The organism is Arthrobacter sp. TJ-170 (assembly GCF_058269305.1).
Genome location: NZ_JBZCNL010000001.1, coordinates 702936 through 717450, shown reverse-complemented (window position 1 = coordinate 717450; position 14515 = coordinate 702936). Strand labels below are relative to the sequence as shown.

At 63.1% G+C, this 14515-nt stretch carries 15 protein-coding genes, 2 tRNA genes and 1 pseudogene; 2 read left to right on the top strand and 16 right to left on the bottom strand.

The window, feature by feature from the left end:
- Positions 1-26: 26 nt before the first annotated feature.
- The 3 genes from pyrH to rpsB all read right to left on the bottom strand — a co-directional run bounded on the left by pyrH (position 27) and on the right by rpsB (position 2925).
- Complete coding sequence (gene pyrH, locus AC4D1W_RS03365; protein ID WP_490897814.1) at positions 27-764, bottom strand: UMP kinase; 738 nt, start codon at positions 762-764, stop codon at positions 27-29.
- Positions 765-1016: 252 nt separating this feature from the next.
- Positions 1017-1853: a translation elongation factor Ts gene (gene tsf / locus AC4D1W_RS03360; protein WP_490897813.1), complete on the bottom strand. Its 837-nt coding sequence runs from the start codon at positions 1851-1853 to the stop codon at positions 1017-1019.
- Positions 1854-1971: 118 nt separating this feature from the next.
- Complete coding sequence (gene rpsB, locus AC4D1W_RS03355; RefSeq protein ID WP_490897812.1) at positions 1972-2925, bottom strand: 30S ribosomal protein S2; 954 nt, start codon at positions 2923-2925, stop codon at positions 1972-1974.
- Positions 2926-3299: 374 nt separating this feature from the next.
- Between rpsB and AC4D1W_RS03350 the strand changes: the two genes are divergently transcribed.
- Positions 3300-3869 carry a M23 family metallopeptidase gene (locus AC4D1W_RS03350; RefSeq protein ID WP_490897811.1) on the top strand — a complete coding sequence of 190 codons (570 nt, stop codon included), beginning with the start codon at positions 3300-3302 and terminating at the stop codon, positions 3867-3869.
- On the opposite strand, the gene AC4D1W_RS03345 is transcribed toward AC4D1W_RS03350, so the two are convergent.
- The 10 genes and pseudogenes from AC4D1W_RS03345 to AC4D1W_RS03300 form a co-directional block, all read right to left on the bottom strand.
- Positions 3866-5056, bottom strand: coding sequence for an acyl-CoA dehydrogenase family protein (locus tag AC4D1W_RS03345; RefSeq protein ID WP_490897810.1), 1191 nt, complete (start codon positions 5054-5056; stop codon positions 3866-3868). The genes AC4D1W_RS03350 and AC4D1W_RS03345 overlap by 4 nt on opposite strands.
- Before the next feature lie 169 nt (positions 5057-5225).
- Positions 5226-5299: transfer RNA gene (locus AC4D1W_RS03340), tRNA-Ile, on the bottom strand.
- Between the two features lie 64 nt (positions 5300-5363).
- Positions 5364-6560 (bottom strand): glycosyltransferase, encoded by a 1197-nt coding sequence (locus AC4D1W_RS03335; RefSeq protein WP_490897809.1) that lies wholly within the window; start codon positions 6558-6560, stop codon positions 5364-5366.
- 43 nt (positions 6561-6603) lie between these two features.
- Positions 6604-7494: a DMT family transporter gene (locus AC4D1W_RS03330; RefSeq protein WP_490897808.1), complete on the bottom strand. Its 891-nt coding sequence runs from the start codon at positions 7492-7494 to the stop codon at positions 6604-6606.
- A 13-nt stretch (positions 7495-7507) separates the two neighbouring features.
- Positions 7508-8047 carry a CDP-alcohol phosphatidyltransferase family protein gene (locus AC4D1W_RS03325; RefSeq protein WP_490890803.1) on the bottom strand — a complete coding sequence of 180 codons (540 nt, stop codon included), beginning with the start codon at positions 8045-8047 and terminating at the stop codon, positions 7508-7510.
- A gap of 148 nt (positions 8048-8195) precedes the next feature.
- Positions 8196-9053 carry a phage holin family protein gene (locus AC4D1W_RS03320; protein ID WP_490890802.1) on the bottom strand — a complete coding sequence of 286 codons (858 nt, stop codon included), beginning with the start codon at positions 9051-9053 and terminating at the stop codon, positions 8196-8198.
- A gap of 63 nt (positions 9054-9116) precedes the next feature.
- Positions 9117-9362 carry an MFS transporter gene (locus tag AC4D1W_RS03315; protein WP_490890801.1) on the bottom strand — a complete coding sequence of 82 codons (246 nt, stop codon included), beginning with the start codon at positions 9360-9362 and terminating at the stop codon, positions 9117-9119.
- Between the two features lie 20 nt (positions 9363-9382).
- Positions 9383-9691, bottom strand: a complete 309-nt coding sequence (locus tag AC4D1W_RS03310; protein ID WP_490890954.1) for a hypothetical protein — start codon at positions 9689-9691, stop codon at positions 9383-9385.
- 29 nt (positions 9692-9720) lie between these two features.
- Positions 9721-9849: pseudogene (locus AC4D1W_RS03305) on the bottom strand (hypothetical protein); the annotation flags it as partial.
- Positions 9850-9905: 56 nt separating this feature from the next.
- The gene (locus AC4D1W_RS03300) at positions 9906-10121 is read right to left on the bottom strand and encodes a hypothetical protein (protein ID WP_490890800.1); all 216 of its coding nucleotides are present in this window, start codon (positions 10119-10121) and stop codon (positions 9906-9908) included.
- Positions 10122-10382: 261 nt separating this feature from the next.
- Between AC4D1W_RS03300 and AC4D1W_RS03295 the strand changes: the two genes are divergently transcribed.
- Positions 10383-11606 carry a multidrug effflux MFS transporter gene (locus AC4D1W_RS03295; RefSeq protein WP_490890799.1) on the top strand — a complete coding sequence of 408 codons (1224 nt, stop codon included), beginning with the start codon at positions 10383-10385 and terminating at the stop codon, positions 11604-11606.
- Positions 11607-11639: 33 nt separating this feature from the next.
- On the opposite strand, the gene AC4D1W_RS03290 is transcribed toward AC4D1W_RS03295, so the two are convergent.
- From AC4D1W_RS03290 to AC4D1W_RS03280, 3 genes are all read right to left on the bottom strand, one after another.
- Complete coding sequence (locus tag AC4D1W_RS03290; RefSeq protein WP_490897807.1) at positions 11640-13118, bottom strand: SDR family oxidoreductase; 1479 nt, start codon at positions 13116-13118, stop codon at positions 11640-11642.
- Between the two features lie 93 nt (positions 13119-13211).
- Complete coding sequence (locus AC4D1W_RS03285) at positions 13212-14333, bottom strand: acyltransferase family protein (protein ID WP_490897806.1); 1122 nt, start codon at positions 14331-14333, stop codon at positions 13212-13214.
- 70 nt (positions 14334-14403) lie between these two features.
- Positions 14404-14476, bottom strand: a tRNA-Asn gene (locus AC4D1W_RS03280).
- Between the last annotated feature and the right edge of the window lie 39 nt (positions 14477-14515).

Sequence of the window (14515 nt, the reverse complement as noted above, 5' to 3'; positions counted from 1 at the left end):
TGGGACCGTCCACGGGTGCGCGGCGGTCAGGCGGTGACGACCGTGCCGATCCGCTCGCCCATGATCGCGCTGGTGACGTTGCCCTCGCCCTCCATGCCAAAGACCACCATGGAGAGGTTGTTGTCCTTGCACATGGTCATCGCCGTCTGGTCCATTACCCGGATATCCTGCCTCAGCGCGTCGTCGTAGGACAGCGCGTCCAGCTTCTGGGCGCCGGGGTCCTTGCGCGGGTCGGCGGTGTAGACGCCGTCCACACCACTCTTGGCCATCAATACGACGTCGGCGCGGACTTCCAGAGCGCGTTGGGCGGCGACCGTGTCTGTGGAGAAGTACGGCAGGCCGGCGCCTGCACCGAAGATTACGACCCTGCCCTTCTCAAGGTGCCGGATCGCGCGCCGCGGGATATACGCTTCCGCTACCTGCCCCATGGTGATGGCGCTCTGCACGCGGGTCTCGACACCTGCCTGTTCGAGGAAATCCTGTAGCGCGAGGCAGTTCATCACGGTGCCGAGCATGCCCATGTAGTCCGCACGGGAACGGTCCATGCCGCTCTGGGAGAGTTCGGCGCCGCGGAAGAAGTTTCCGCCACCGACCACAATGGCGACTTCGACCTCACCGATGGTCGCGGCAATCTGTTTAGCGATCCCCCGCACCATCTCGGGGTCCACTCCAAGCTTTCCGCCGCCGAAGACTTCTCCGGAAAGCTTCAACAGCACACGCCGTCTAGGGGATCCGCTCTGGTCAGCCTTATCGTATTTCTCCATGATGCCTCCAGGGGCTGTCGTGCGTGCGTTTGAATTGCTTGCTGCGCTGAATGCTCAATGCAGATCAGGTGGAACTCGCCTGCCTAAGCGTCTTCGCTTCGGCAGGCATATCTCGAATGAATGGATTGGGATCAGTCTTGCAGGTTCGGTGCAGGATGTGTCACCGGACATGACGGAGGGGCGGCCACCGTGGCGACCACCCCTCCATCATCTCAAAGAAACGCGGACCCGCGAGGGCCCAACAACAACTGTTTAGGCACCCACCCGGAAGCGAGCGAACTCCTTAGGCTCCACTCCTGCTTCCTTCAGCACCTGCGCCACGGACTTCTTGGCGTCCTTGGCGAACGCCTGATCAACCAGTACGCCCTCCTTGAAGAAGCCGGTCAGGCGGCCCTCGACGATCTTGGACAGGGCGGCCTCGGGCTTGCCCTCTGCACGCGCTGTCTCGTCAGCGATGCGGCGCTCGGTCTCGACCAACTCTGCCGGGACGTCCTCACGGGTGAGGTAGGTCGGTGAGTAGGCCGCGATGTGAACGGCGACGTCGTGTGTAGCCTCAGCTGCCGCATCTCCGCTGCCTTCGACGGCGAAGAGCACGCCTACCTGTGCGGGGAGGTCCTTGGACGTCTTGTGCAGGTAGGCGTCAACGATTTCACCTTCGACGCGTGCCACGCGGCGGATGTCCACCTTCTCGCCGAGCAGTGCACCGGCTTCGATGACGTGCTCCGAGACGGCCTTGCCGTCAACGGTGTGGGCAAGCAGCGACTCGACATCGGACGCACCGGATTCGATGGCGGCAGCGAGCACCTTGTTGGCGAACTCGATGAACGGCCCGGCCTTGGCGACGAAGTCGGTTTCGCAGTTGACCTCGACCATGACGCCGACGTTGCCCTCGACCTTGGCGGCTACGAGGCCCTCGGCAGTCGAACGGCCTTCACGCTTGGTAGCACCCTTCAGGCCCTTGATGCGGATGAGCTCCATGGCCTTGTCGGCATCGCCGTTGGCCTCGTCGAGAGCCTTCTTCACGTCCATCATTCCGGCGCCGGTCCGCTCGCGGAGAGCCTTGATGTCAGCGGCAGTGTAGTTTGCCATTTGAACTCCTCAGATGTGGTTTCTCGTCAAAGATAATTTGCGTGAAAGTTCTCCGGATCCAGGCTCCGGCACAAGCGAAAGGGTGCGGGCTTTGACGTCCCGCACCCTTTCGCTGAAACTACTTGCTCTCGCCGGTTGCAGCTTCCTCGGCAGGAGCTTCAACAGCAGCCGGGGCTTCGGCAGCGGGGGCTTCCTCGGCTGCAGGAGCTTCGGCAGCGGGAGCTTCGGCAGCGGGAGCTTCCTCAGCTGCAGGAGCTTCGGCGGCCGGGGCTTCGGCAGCGGGAGCTTCCTCAGCGGGCGCGGCGCTGCCCTCAAGCAGCTCACGCTCCCACTCAGCGAGCGGCTCTTCGGCTGCGGCGGCATCGTTACCGGAGGCGCGGTTGTTGCGGGCGATGAGGCCCTCGGCAACGGCGTCGGCAACAACGCGGGTCAGCAGGTTGACGGCGCGGATGGCGTCGTCGTTACCCGGGATCGGGAAGTCGACCTCATCGGGATCGCAGTTGGTGTCAAGGATAGCGACAACCGGGATGTTGAGCTTCTTGGCCTCGTCGATCGCGAGGTGCTCCTTCTTGGTGTCGACAACCCAGACGATGGACGGAGCCTTCGTGAGGTTGCGGATACCGCCCAGATTGTTCTGCAGCTTGGTCAGCTCGCGCTGCAGCAGGAGGAGCTCCTTCTTGGTGTGGCCGGAACCGGCGACATCTTCGAAGTTGATTTCCTCGAGTTCCTTCATGCGCTGGATGCGCTTGGAAACGGTCTGGAAGTTGGTGAGCATGCCTCCCAGCCAGCGCTGGTTGACGTAGGGCTGTCCAACGCGGGTTGCCTGCTCGGCAATCGCTTCCTGGGCCTGCTTCTTGGTGCCGACAAACAGAACTGTTCCGCCGTGCGCGACCGTTGCCTTGATGAACTCGTAGGCGCGGTCAATGTAGGACAGCGACTGCTGCAGGTCAATGATGTAGATTCCGTTGCGCTCCGTGAAGATGAAGCGCTTCATCTTCGGGTTCCAGCGACGGGTCTGGTGGCCGAAGTGAACGCCGCTGTCGAGCAGCTGGCGCATGGTAACGACTGGCATGTCGTTCCTTTCGTAGGGCAGTACAGGCACTGCTGTGTTCTGCCGGTTTGACGGTTATTATCCCGCGGACGACGCGGGGTCCTGGCGTCCGTCAGCCGGGTGGCTCACTCCTCCATACCGGATTTCTCCGGACCGCTGGGGCAGTGTTCCCGGGACCAGCGCTCACTGCTGAAAGCTCAACGATGGGCTGCCCGCGAATCAGGACACGCGTAGTCAGTTCCCGACGCGGGGCACACCAATGAGAAAATTTATGGCACGACAGCATACGGAGAACTGCTTCACCAAGTGTACTACAGCCGGTAACCCTTCCTGACTGCCACTGGACGCCCCCATCCCCTGCTCCACATGCCACCGATATCGCTGATTGTGTCCACATGCGCGCACGACGACGGTCGCTCACCATCAACGCACAGCACAGTGAGGAGGTGACTGTTTTACACAACGCGCTCCAGCGACTGGCCATCGTCGGCCTCCTGATTCCCCTGGGCCCGCCGGCGCCCGCCTCCTCGACGGCCGAGGCGCAGTGGGAGTGGCCCCTGCATGACACTCCGCCGGTGTTGAGGCATTTCGACCGGCCGCCGCAGCCGTGGATGGCCGGGCACCGCGGCGTTGATCTCGGCGCATCGGACGGCGTGATCCTCAGCCCCACCGACGGCAAGGTGGTGTTCGTCGGCACTGTGGTGGACCGGCCGGTGCTGACGATCGACCACGGCGACGGATTCCTGTCCAGCTTTGAACCGGTGACCGCTTCAGTTGCAGAAGGAGAAATCGTGCAGGCCGGGCAGGAGGTCGGGCGCATCAGCACCGAATCTCACTGTCCCGGCCTGTGTGTGCACTGGGGCGTGCGGGACAACGGGGAGTACGTCAATCCGCTCCCCTTCGTCTCGGACCGGCGCCCGTCTGTCCTGCTTCCTCTAACGGAGCCGGGCGAACCGCAGACCTAGACGAAGGCGGCAATTCCCGTGATCGCGCGCCCCGTAACCAGCGAGTTGATTTCGTACGTTCCCTCGTAGGAATAGACGGCTTCGGCATCAGCGAAAATCTTGGCCATCTCATAATCGGTGACAATGCCGTTGCCGCCGAGGATGCTGCGCCCCAGCGCGACGGTTTCCCGCATGCGGGCGGTGGTGAATGCCTTGGCGAGGGCTGACTGCTCGTCGCGGGCACCGCCGTCATCGGCCAACTGGGCAAGACGCACCATCATGCCGAGAGAGCTGACGGTGTTACCCAGCATCTCGACCAGTTGCTGCTGGATGAGCTGGAAGGACGCGAGTGGACGCCCGAACTGCTGGCGCTCCACTGCGTACCGGCGGGCGACATCAAACGCCGCCAACTGCTGCCCGACGGCCTGCCATGCAACTGAGAGACGGGTGATGCGCAGTACCTTGTTTGTGTCCTTGAAGCTGTTGGCGCCGGTGAGCCGATAGTCGTCGCTGATCTGTAGGCCCTCCAACATAATGTCGGCGTTCTCAACCGTTCGCAGCGCCGTCTTGTTTTCGATCTTCGTAGCCTTGTAACCCGGAAGCGAGGTATCGACCATGAAACCTTTGACCTGGTTGTCGGCGACGTCACGGGCGTAGATGACTACCCAGTCAGAGAAGGTTGCGTTGCCGATCCAGCGCTTCGCGCCATTGAGGACCCAGCCGTCTCCGCTGCGCTCCGCCGTGGTCCGCGTACCGCCGGCAACATCCGAACCGCCCAGTGGTTCAGTGAGGCCGAAGGCGCCGATCTTCTTCATGGCGTAGATATCCGGGAGCCACTCCGCCTGCTGCTCGGGTGAGGCGAGCGTCTCGATGGAACCGGCAAACAGGCCGTCATGGACGCCCATGAACGTCGCGATGGAGGTATCCGCCCGGGTGAATTCGGCGTGGAGCAGGCCGGCGAAGAGATTCGAGTACCCGAGCCGCTTCACGGGAGAGACGATATCCAGCTCCGCGATCCGCGGGATCAGCTCTGTCGGGAATACTCCGGCGTTCCACCATCGTGATGCGTGCGGGCGCACCTCCTGGGCGAGCCATTCCCGGACCTCATGGAGCCGGTTGCGCTCCTCGGGGGCGAGCAACTGCTCGAAGAAGTAGAAGTCGCCGTCAGCGTACGGCAGAGTGTCAGCATTGAGAGCGGGTCCACCCATGAACGTTCCTCACCATCAGTCAGCCGACGCGCACCAGCGCCGGGACGGTCCGCGCCCTCGTGGCGCAACACACCTGACCGCTATGTTACCCGCCAGTAACTTCTAGTGCCAGCTGATTCGGTGACACAAAGAACCCCGGCCCTCCAGGACCGGGGTTCTTCGCTATCTGTAGGGCTGGTGGGGCTTGAACCCACGACAAACGGATTATGAGTCCGCTGCTCTAACCGGCTGAGCTACAGCCCCGCAGCACCGACAACTCATCGGCGCAACCTATTCTAGCCACCACTGCGGCAGTGAATCAGGCGGGCTAGACCGTTTCAGCCTCGTGGGACCGGCCGAGGTAAAGGTCCTCGAACGTCTTGAGGGTGGTTTCTATGCTGTGCTTCTCAACCATGGAACGGCTCATCTTGCCCATCCGCTCTCGCTCGGACTCGGGCATGGAGGCGATCTCTGTGAGCCGTCGACCCAGTTCTGCGCTGTCGTGCGGCGTGAACAGATACCCGTTGGCGCCCTCTTCCACGAGGTGCGGCAGAGCCATTGCATTTGCGAGCAACACCGGCGTGGAAGCGGACATTGCCTCGAGGGTGACGAGCGATTGCAGTTCGGCGGTGCCGGGCTGGCAGAAGATGGTTGCCCGAAGGTACGTCTGACGAAGCTGCTCATCGTCAATGAGCCCATGGAATTTCACGCGGTCTTGCAGCCCCAGCCGCTTTGCCTGGGCCTGCAGCGCGGGCTTCACCTCGCCGCCGCCCACGACCTCCAGATGCAGGTTCAGCTCCTTGGGCGTCTTCGCCACGGCGTCGATGAGCACGTCCACGTGCTTTTCTTCGGCGAGGCGCCCCACAAACAGGACGATCGGATAGTCGGGACGCTCAATCCGCTCCCCCGGCTTGGCCTCGTACGCCGCCGCATCGATGCCGTTCGACAGCGGCAGGACCTTGCGGAGGAAAGCGTGCTCGTGCATTGCTTTGGCGGCAAGCGGAGTGGGTGTGGTGACGACGTCGGCCTTTCCCATTACCCTGCCCATATCGCGCCACGAATTCTTCGCAACGATGTTTTTGAACCACTGGGGGAACGGCAGGAACGGGTTCAGGTTCTCCGGCATGAAGTGGTTGGTAGCGACCACACGGATGCCGCGCTTCACCGCCTCATAGAGCGCATACTCACCGACCATGTAGTGGCACTGGATATGCACGACGTCGGGCTGAACCCGGTCGAAGAGCATGCTGACATCGCGTTTGATCTCCCAGGGCAGGCAGATTCGCCAGTACTCGTGCGTGGGCACCGAGTGCGAGCGGAGACGGTGCACCGTCCACTCACCTCCCGGCTCGGTGAAGCTCTTCCCATTGTTGGGGTTCGCAGCCAGGACGTGGACGTTGTGACCGCGTGCGGTCATGCCCTTGGCCAGCCGGTATCCGAACTGGGCTGCCCCGTTCACGTGCGGCGGGTAAGTATCCGCGGCGATGAGGATGGTCAGCGGCGCATCTGCTGCCGTATCAGTCACGAAGTAGTCCTCGGGTTGGCAACGGTGGGAGAAGTCACCGGCGTTACCGCCGTCGTGCTTCTTTCTGGCGCTTGACCACATCCGGATGGTGGCGCGACAGGGCTATTACTCCAACAATAGCAACGATGGCGGCCGCGCCCATGGCAATTGCGATCACTGATTCAACGTGTGGCTGAAGTTCTCCCAGCACGACTATGCCGACGGCGATTCCCACGATCGGATCGATCACCGTCAGGCCTGCGATCACGAGGTCCGGCGGGCCTGTTGCGTAGGCGCTCTGCACGAACCAGGAGCCAAGTCCTGCTGCAGCGATGATCGCGATCACGCTGTAGAGGGGGACATTCAGGAAGAACCGGCCGTTCGGATCGAGCAGGTGCGTGGCGATGATCTTGATCAGCACGGCTACGAAACCGAAGAGCACTCCGGCACCGAGAACGTAGGCGAACGCACTGAGCCGCCGTTTGAAGAAGGCCGCGAGGGTGCCGAACAGTGCGACGGCGATGCTCAGCAGCAGGACCGCGGTGAGTTCCTGGTCGGGCAGGACGACGTGGTTCTTGCGCGTCACGTTGAGTGCCAGCAGCACGAACAATGCGCTGCCGGTGACGCACAGGGAAATCGCGACGACGGTGGCCCGGTTGATGCGGACGCCCTGGTCCCTGGAGTTCACGATTGTGGTGATGACCAGCGCGATAGCCCCGATAGGCTGCACGACGGTGAGGCTGGCCAGACTGAGCGCGATGACGTTGCAGACGATTCCGGCGCCGAGCAGGATCAGCCCGAGGATCCACCGCGGATTGCGCAGCAATCGCATGAACCCGGTGGAGTTCAGTGACAGGCCACCGGTGTTTGAGCGCACAGCGCTGCCTTGGCGCTGGGCGCCGTATGCGAGGAAGCATGCGCCGAGCAGCGCCAGGAGGACCGCTACCCAGGCCATGTGCCTGCTCTCATCATGGGGTGCGCTCCTGCCGGTACAAGCGGTGGGCCGCGATGAAGTACCCGAAGAACGCGATGAGGTGACCGATGCACCCAAGGATCAGCAGCGTGCTGGACGTGATCGCCAGCCACTGTTGGTCGAATCCCTCGACCCGTTGCAGGAGCAGAAGCGGCGCTCCGACGAGCAGCAGCGCGGTCCGGATCTTGCCGATGGTTGACACCGGCAGGGACAAACGTCCGCGGAAGAGGATCAGCGCATTGATGATGAGGATGACGTCGGGGATCACAATGGCCAACACCAGCCAGATGGGCGCAACCCCGTCCACTACGAAGGTCACGGCAACGACGATCAGTGCAGTCCGGTCCGCCAGCGGATCCAACCACTTGCCGATCGGGGAGACCTGGCCCAACCGGCGGGCCACGTAGCCGTCAATCCAATCCGTAGAGCCGAGCAGCACCAGGGTGATCACAGCGGCGGCATACTGGCTCTGCACGATGAACAGTACGAAGAGTGGGACTCCGAGGAACCGGACCACAGTGATGATGTTGGGCACGGTCCAGAAAGTGTTCAACTCGGCAGGAGTCCGCCCAGGCTTTCCCCCGGCGCCAATTAGTCTGATCACTGTCCCTCCGCTCCCATTATGCAGGCAGGGTTACATTTACCCGGCAGCGGACGGCGCGCCCCAAACGGGGGTGCGACGCTTATTTTTCGACGAGCCGACGCACCATCACAGCGATTGCAGCGGCGGAAGCGGCGACGACGCTGAGCGGCTTCCACCGGTCGGCGAGGGTCTGGTTGTATCGCGGGTTGTGGCGCACCGGAACGTGGGCAGCCCGCGGGGAGCTGCTCTGGATGCGCTTGGCATCGCGGGCGGACTTTACCTGTACCGCTGCGGTACGTGCCCGTGAGGTGGTGCGGGTGAACTGCGACTTGAAGTCCAGTTCGCGGCCGAGATGATCGCGCGTTTCGGCGATGTGGTCGCGGCGGCGTCCGGAGCGGCTGCGCAGCTCGGTGTACGACGGCGTTGGCGGCTTGGGCTCCCCGGTCTCCTTGTGCTTGGCCTTCTTTTCCTCTGCGGACTTCTTGACGTCGAGCGTTGCCGGGTTGAACCTGCGGCCTTCCTTGAGCACCCCGATGTCATACCTGACGCCGCGAATGGCGTCCTCGGGCAGGAGCGGCAGTGCCTTCTTGAACCTGGAGTAGCCCATCAGACCCGCGATCACCGCAATGATGAGGAACAGCGCAGCGAAACACAACGCGGCGAGCCAGGCGGGCATGATCGTTGCAAGGCCCATGATTGCCGCAACGATGAGGGCAACAGCCAGGAAAGCAAGAAAAACAAGCGCTACAGCGAAGAAAGCCGCTGCAACGCCTGCTGTGATGCCCTTTTGCTTGAGCTGCTCGCGGGCTAGTGAGACTTCATCGCCGAACTGACGCGGGGTCAGCCGCAACAGCAATCTGATGAGGCCGATTACCGACGGCGAACCGCTGGACCGATTTACCCGCGTGCTCGTCTTTACCCGCGTGCTCGTCGAGCTCTCCATATGCCCTGCTCCCATTCGTTCATCCTGCGCAACTGTCCCAAAATTACCACCGACGCATATTTCTCGCCTGCACGGGCGTCAAACGCCTCTTTCAGCGGGCACCAGTTCATCCCGGTCCTCCAGTTCACGGCCCGCGTATTCCTCGAGGTGCGTCTTGACGAACCAGAAGGAGACGACGGCGAAGACGGTGAAGACCGCATACATGATCCACACGCCAAGGTTCTCGCTGACCCACATGAATGCGAGCGTCACGATGAAGTTGAAGATCCAGTTCACCATGGTGGCCACGCCGAGGGCGATGGAACGCACCTTGTTCGGGAACATTTCTCCGAGCGTCACCCACATCACCGGCCCCCAGGTCGCCGCGAAGAAATGACGAAGACGTTGGCGCCGATCAGGGCTACGGGTCCCCAAAGCCCCGGCAGTACGACGTCTTCTCCGGTGGCCATCTGCTGCAGGGCTGCGACCACCATGCCCACCCAGAGTATGGGCTGCAGGCCGAGGACCGACCCCCGGAGATCCCGGAGGTTCGTCGTTTCCTCCATCCTGAGGGTCGAACGGATCTCCGCCAGCTTGGCTGAAGTGTCCCTGATCCCGGTGACGCGCAACAGCACGTGGGCGGCTGCTGGATGGAGGCCAGGCCGCCGCGCCACTTCGCAGGGGCGATCTCGGCGATGTAGCCCGGTGCGATGACGGATGCGATACCGATCGCAACGCCACCGATGAGACGCCAGAGCATCAAGTCCCACTCGCTGACCGCGAAGCGTGAACCGAGCGAGTTGACCAGGAAGATGATTGCAGCGCCGAACATGACGCGCTTGCGGCGAGACGGTCCGCGAGTCCTCCGGCGGACCAGGCGCCGGCTGCTCAGCCGAGCAGGGTGATTGCGACGGTGAATCCCAGGACCGCTTCGCCGAGGCCGAAGTTTTCCTGGACGGCGTCGACCGCGCCGTTGACAACAGCGGTATCAAAGCCGAACAGGAGTCCGCCCACGGCGGCAGCGACGCTGACGCCGATGACCTTCCCCATGTGCGGTTGTACCGTACCCGAAGGCTCGCTGTGCTTCCGGTCCTCGACTCTCACGTGGCTTTCTCCTGACCCTTCGACTACCCCGTTCGCCCTCCAAGGCGCATTTCACCCTACGGCGAACCCCGAGCCTGCTAAGCACGCCTGGAGCAGCCTACTGCTGTCACAAGGGCTTACGAACGTGTTGCGCGGGCTCTAAGATAGGATTGATTCGCCGTGGCAACCACCCTGCTGTGTTCGACGGCGCTCCAAATTTCGCGCCTGCAGCGTCGCAGTGTGTTTTCTCCCGCATCCGCACACGCGCCAGTTAGGTATCTGTTGAGCATCATCACGCATCCCGGTGACGCCCTCACCCGGCGACAGAAGCTGATTTACGTTGTCATTCTTGGCACCCTGACCGCCCTCGGCCCCTTCACTATCGACCTGTACCTGCCCGCGTTCCCGGCGCTGCAGGATGACCTCGGCGTCTCTGAGGCGGCTGTGCAGCTCACTCTGACCGGGACAATCGTGGGGTTCGCAGCGGGCCAGCTGCTCGTGGGGCCGTTGAGCGACAAGGTGGGCCGGCGGCTTCCGCTGATCATTGCTACCGCCCTGCACGTCGTTGCCTCCCTTGGTGCGGCGCTGTCCACGGATATCGGCATGCTCATGATCTTCCGGGTGCTGCAGGGCGTCGGCGCCGCCGGTGGCGGCGTCGTGGCCATGGCAATGATCCGTGATCTCTTCAGCGGCTACCCGCTGGTCCGCATGCTCTCCTATATGGCGCTGGTGAACGGCATGGCGCCCATCTTTGCGCCGGTGATCGGATCCCAATTGCTGGTCGTCATGCCCTGGCCCGGGATCTTCTGGTTCCTCGCCGCGTACGGGTTCCTGGTGATCCTCGCCGTCACGCTGTTCATCATCGAGACGCTTCCTGCGGACCGGCGGAAGGCGTCGTCGTCCACGGCGCTTCAGCGGTACCGGGCGGTTCTGACCGACCGGATCTTCATCGGGATCCTGCTGGTCGGCGGCATGAACTTTGCGGGCCTGTTCTCCTACCTTTCGGCGTCCCCGTTCCTGTTCCAGGACGTGTACGGACTCGATCCGCAACAGTACGGACTGCTTTTCGCTGTGAACTCGCTGGGCATTGTCGCGGCCGTCCAGACCAGTGCACGCATTGTCCGAAGGGTGGGTCCACAGTGGATCATTGCCTGCTCCACAGTAGCGATGCTCGCGATGGCTATGCTGATGATCCTCTTCGACTACCTGGAGCTGGGTTTCTGGGGCACAGCTGTTCCGCTCTGGTTCTACATCGCGGCGGCGGGCTTCACCTTCCCGTGCGTGCAGGTGCTCGCACTCGCCAACCACGGCGCCCAGGCCGGCACCGCGGCGTCGCTCCTTGGAGCGACGACCTTCGGGCTCGCCGGTGTCATCTCACCCATTGTCGGTGTCCTCGGCATTGCTTCAGCGACACCCATGGCTGCGGTCATGGCGGCGTGCATCGCCCTTGGAATCGTGTTTCTCTGGACAATCGTCCGGCCACGCACCGTCCCCGCCCTGGGCTAGCTGGGGATCCCGGTGCAAGCTGCCCAGCGGCTGTCACCGCTCCTGGCTCGCGCGCTCTGCCGTTCGCGTGATGTTGCGGGCCATTGAAGCGAAGACCACGCCGTGGAACGGCAGCACACTGAGCCAGTAGAGCCTGCCGGCCAGGCCGCGGGGGAAGAAGACGGCGCGCTGGCGGTATTCACTGGCGCCGCCGTCAGGCACTACCGACAACTCAAGCCATGCCCGCCCGGGAAGCTTCATCTCAGCCCGCAGGCGCAGCTTTTCGCCGCGCACCAACTCCTCGACCCGCCAGAAGTCCAGGGCCTCTCCCGCCATCAAATCCGAGGAGTGCCTGCGTCCGCGGCGCAGACCGACCCCGCCCGCAACCTTGTCCAGCCAGCCGCGCGCGGCCCAGGCGACGGGCCAGGAGTACCACCCGTTTTCCCCGCCGATGCCCTCGATCACCTTCCAGACAGCTGGGGCAGGTGCGCTTGAGTGGAGCGTGCGCTCGTCCTTGAAGACGGTATGGCCGGCCCACTGCGGGTCCGAGGGGAGCGGGTCGGCAACCGCGTCGCGCAATGAAGCACCCGCCCAGCTCGTCTCCACCTCCCCGGCACTCATCTTGTTAAGGGCAAGGTCGACGGCGCTGCTGTAGTCCGTGAGGCCGACTTCCGGTTGCGGCAGGTAGTCGTGAATGTCCGCTTCGGCGGTGATGGCGTCGTGCTGGAGGGATTCGATCAACGGCATCGCCATGGCCCGGGGAATAGGGGTAACGAGATTCACCCAGTGTCCGGCCAGGCGCGGGGTGAGGACGGGCAGTGCGAGGACGGTCCGCCGGGGCAGGCCCGCCGCTTCTGCGTAGCGCTTCATCATGTCCGCGTAGGTCAGCACGTCACCCGAGCCGATGTCGAAGGTGCGGTTAAGCCCTTCCGGAAGGTCCAGTGCGCCGAGCAGGTAGTGGATGACGTCGCGTACGGCGATGGGTTCGATGCGGTTCAGCACCCACTTCGGCGCCGGCATCACCGGGAGAACGTCGGCCAGATGCCGGATCATTTCGAACGACGCGGAGCCGGAGCCGATCACAACGCCGGCCTGGAAGGCAACCGTGGGGACTCCGGAGGCCAGCAGCGCGTCCCCGACCGCAACGCGGGAGCGCATGTGGGTCGAGAGCCTGACACCTTGCGGGTGCAGGCCGCCCAGGTAGACGATGCGGCGGACGGAAGCCTGCGCGGCAGCCCCGGCGACGGTCGCGACAATCTGCGCCTCGCGCTCATCAAACCCACGACCGGATCCCATGGAGTGAACGAGGTAGTACAGCGTGGAAACGCCCTCACAGGCGCGGTTCATGGTTTCAGCGTCCTGGAGGTCTCCTTCAATGACCTCGACCTGTGCGGCCCAGGGCACGTCCCTCAGCTTCTGCGGCGACCGCACCACAACGCGGACCCGTCGGCCTTCCTCCACCAACCGCGACACCAGGCGGCCTCCGATGTAACCGGTGGCGCCCGTAACAAGGACAAGTTCATCTGAACGCATGGGGCAAGAGTAGTGCTCTAGCCTGAACGACCAATGGGAGCTGCAGGAGCGACGTTCTCGGGTGCGCGGAAAGACGGGCAGTCTCCTCGAGCGTCAGCGGCTTCCGGCGTCTGCGAAAGATCGAGTTCCGGGTACCCGTGCGGCGCCCGGGAACTGGAACAGAACGCGTAATGGGGTCCGCATGAGGAAGTCATACGCGACGAGCGACCCGGCAGTAAGCATGACAGTGAGCGCGGGAACGGCAATGGCGTTCAGGACGGGAAGGGATTGGCTCAGGACCTCCTGACCGCCGCCTGTCCAAATGAATGCTCCTCCGATGAGACCTAGCAGGACGGGGTGGATCAGGTAAATGGGCAGCGTTCTCGCCGCGATATACCTTGCGGCAGTGCGGACTGCAGGATAGCGGGTTGCCCAAGTAGACAAAGTTATTGCGCAGATGAGTCCGGTGATCGTGATCGTGATACTCAACGGAAGTTCAGTGTCACGCACGTAGATGAGGTAGGCAAGCGCGGCATAGATAGCCGCCGCCCCCAGCATCAACCGGGAGGAGCCGGCATCGGCTATCCGTTTGATCGTCGTTCCCGCGAAGCATCCGAGGAAATACCACAGCGCAAAGTTGGCCAGACGCACAATATTCACCGCCAGCTCATCAGGCACGAAACCCGGAATATATTCACCGATCGCTGACTGCACACTGAGCAGGATCAGTGCGCCGAGGGTGGCAAGCGGGGCGACCGGGCGAAGCGCTTTGGCGAGCACGAAGAAAACGACCAGGACAGGCAGGAACCAGTACGCCGTACCTCCCTGCGGTATGGTCGCGAGGCTGTACTTGGTATACCCAAAGGGGTCGTCAGGCTGGTACCCGAACCCCACGACGCCGGCGAAGATGACACTCCATAGGAGGTAGGGCCAGAGAATGTCGGCGAAACGGGAACGCCAGGACGCCTTCCAGGACCGGAGAATTGCGCCGGAGGCCAGCATCCCCGCTACGAGGAAGAACAGGGGCATCCGGATGGGGAGCAGCATCTGGCAGGCCTCTCTCCAGGCGGCCAGTGCGAAGCTGTCCGTTCCGGGGAACAGGAAATTGACCCCGGTGATACTGACGTGATAGAGCACAACAAGCACAATCGCTACAGCTTTGGCGAAATCAACCCAGTGCACCCGCTCGCGCCCTGTAACGAGCGGCGCTGCCGGCCGGCTTGGGCGTTGCGTCACGTGAGATCCTCCCCCTAGGAACATGAGAAAGGCTCCTGACCTACGAAACCGCAGGTCAGGAGCCTATTTGCTCCCCCGACTGGACTTGAACCAGTAACCCTTCGATTAACAGTCGAATGCTCTGCCAATTGAGCTACGGGGGAAAGCAGCAGGAACAACTTTACATAGGAAAAGCGGGGAAG

Coding starts and splice junctions, on each gene's coding strand:
- tsf (WP_490897813.1), bottom strand. CDS start 1,853: ATGGCAAACTACACTGCCGCTGACATCAAGGCTCTCCGCGAGCGGACC.
- pyrH (WP_490897814.1), bottom strand. CDS start 764: ATGGAGAAATACGATAAGGCTGACCAGAGCGGATCCCCTAGACGGCGT.
- rpsB (WP_490897812.1), bottom strand. CDS start 2,925: ATGCCAGTCGTTACCATGCGCCAGCTGCTCGACAGCGGCGTTCACTTC.
- AC4D1W_RS03345 (WP_490897810.1), bottom strand. CDS start 5,056: ATGGGTGGACCCGCTCTCAATGCTGACACTCTGCCGTACGCTGACGGC.
- AC4D1W_RS03320 (WP_490890802.1), bottom strand. CDS start 9,053: ATGGGAGCAGGGCATATGGAGAGCTCGACGAGCACGCGGGTAAAGACG.
- AC4D1W_RS03315 (WP_490890801.1), bottom strand. CDS start 9,362: ATGTTCCCGAACAAGGTGCGTTCCATCGCCCTCGGCGTGGCCACCATG.
- AC4D1W_RS03290 (WP_490897807.1), bottom strand. CDS start 13,118: ATGCGTTCAGATGAACTTGTCCTTGTTACGGGCGCCACCGGTTACATC.
- AC4D1W_RS03330 (WP_490897808.1), bottom strand. CDS start 7,494: ATGGCCTGGGTAGCGGTCCTCCTGGCGCTGCTCGGCGCATGCTTCCTC.
- AC4D1W_RS03350 (WP_490897811.1), top strand. CDS start 3,300: ATGCGCGCACGACGACGGTCGCTCACCATCAACGCACAGCACAGTGAG.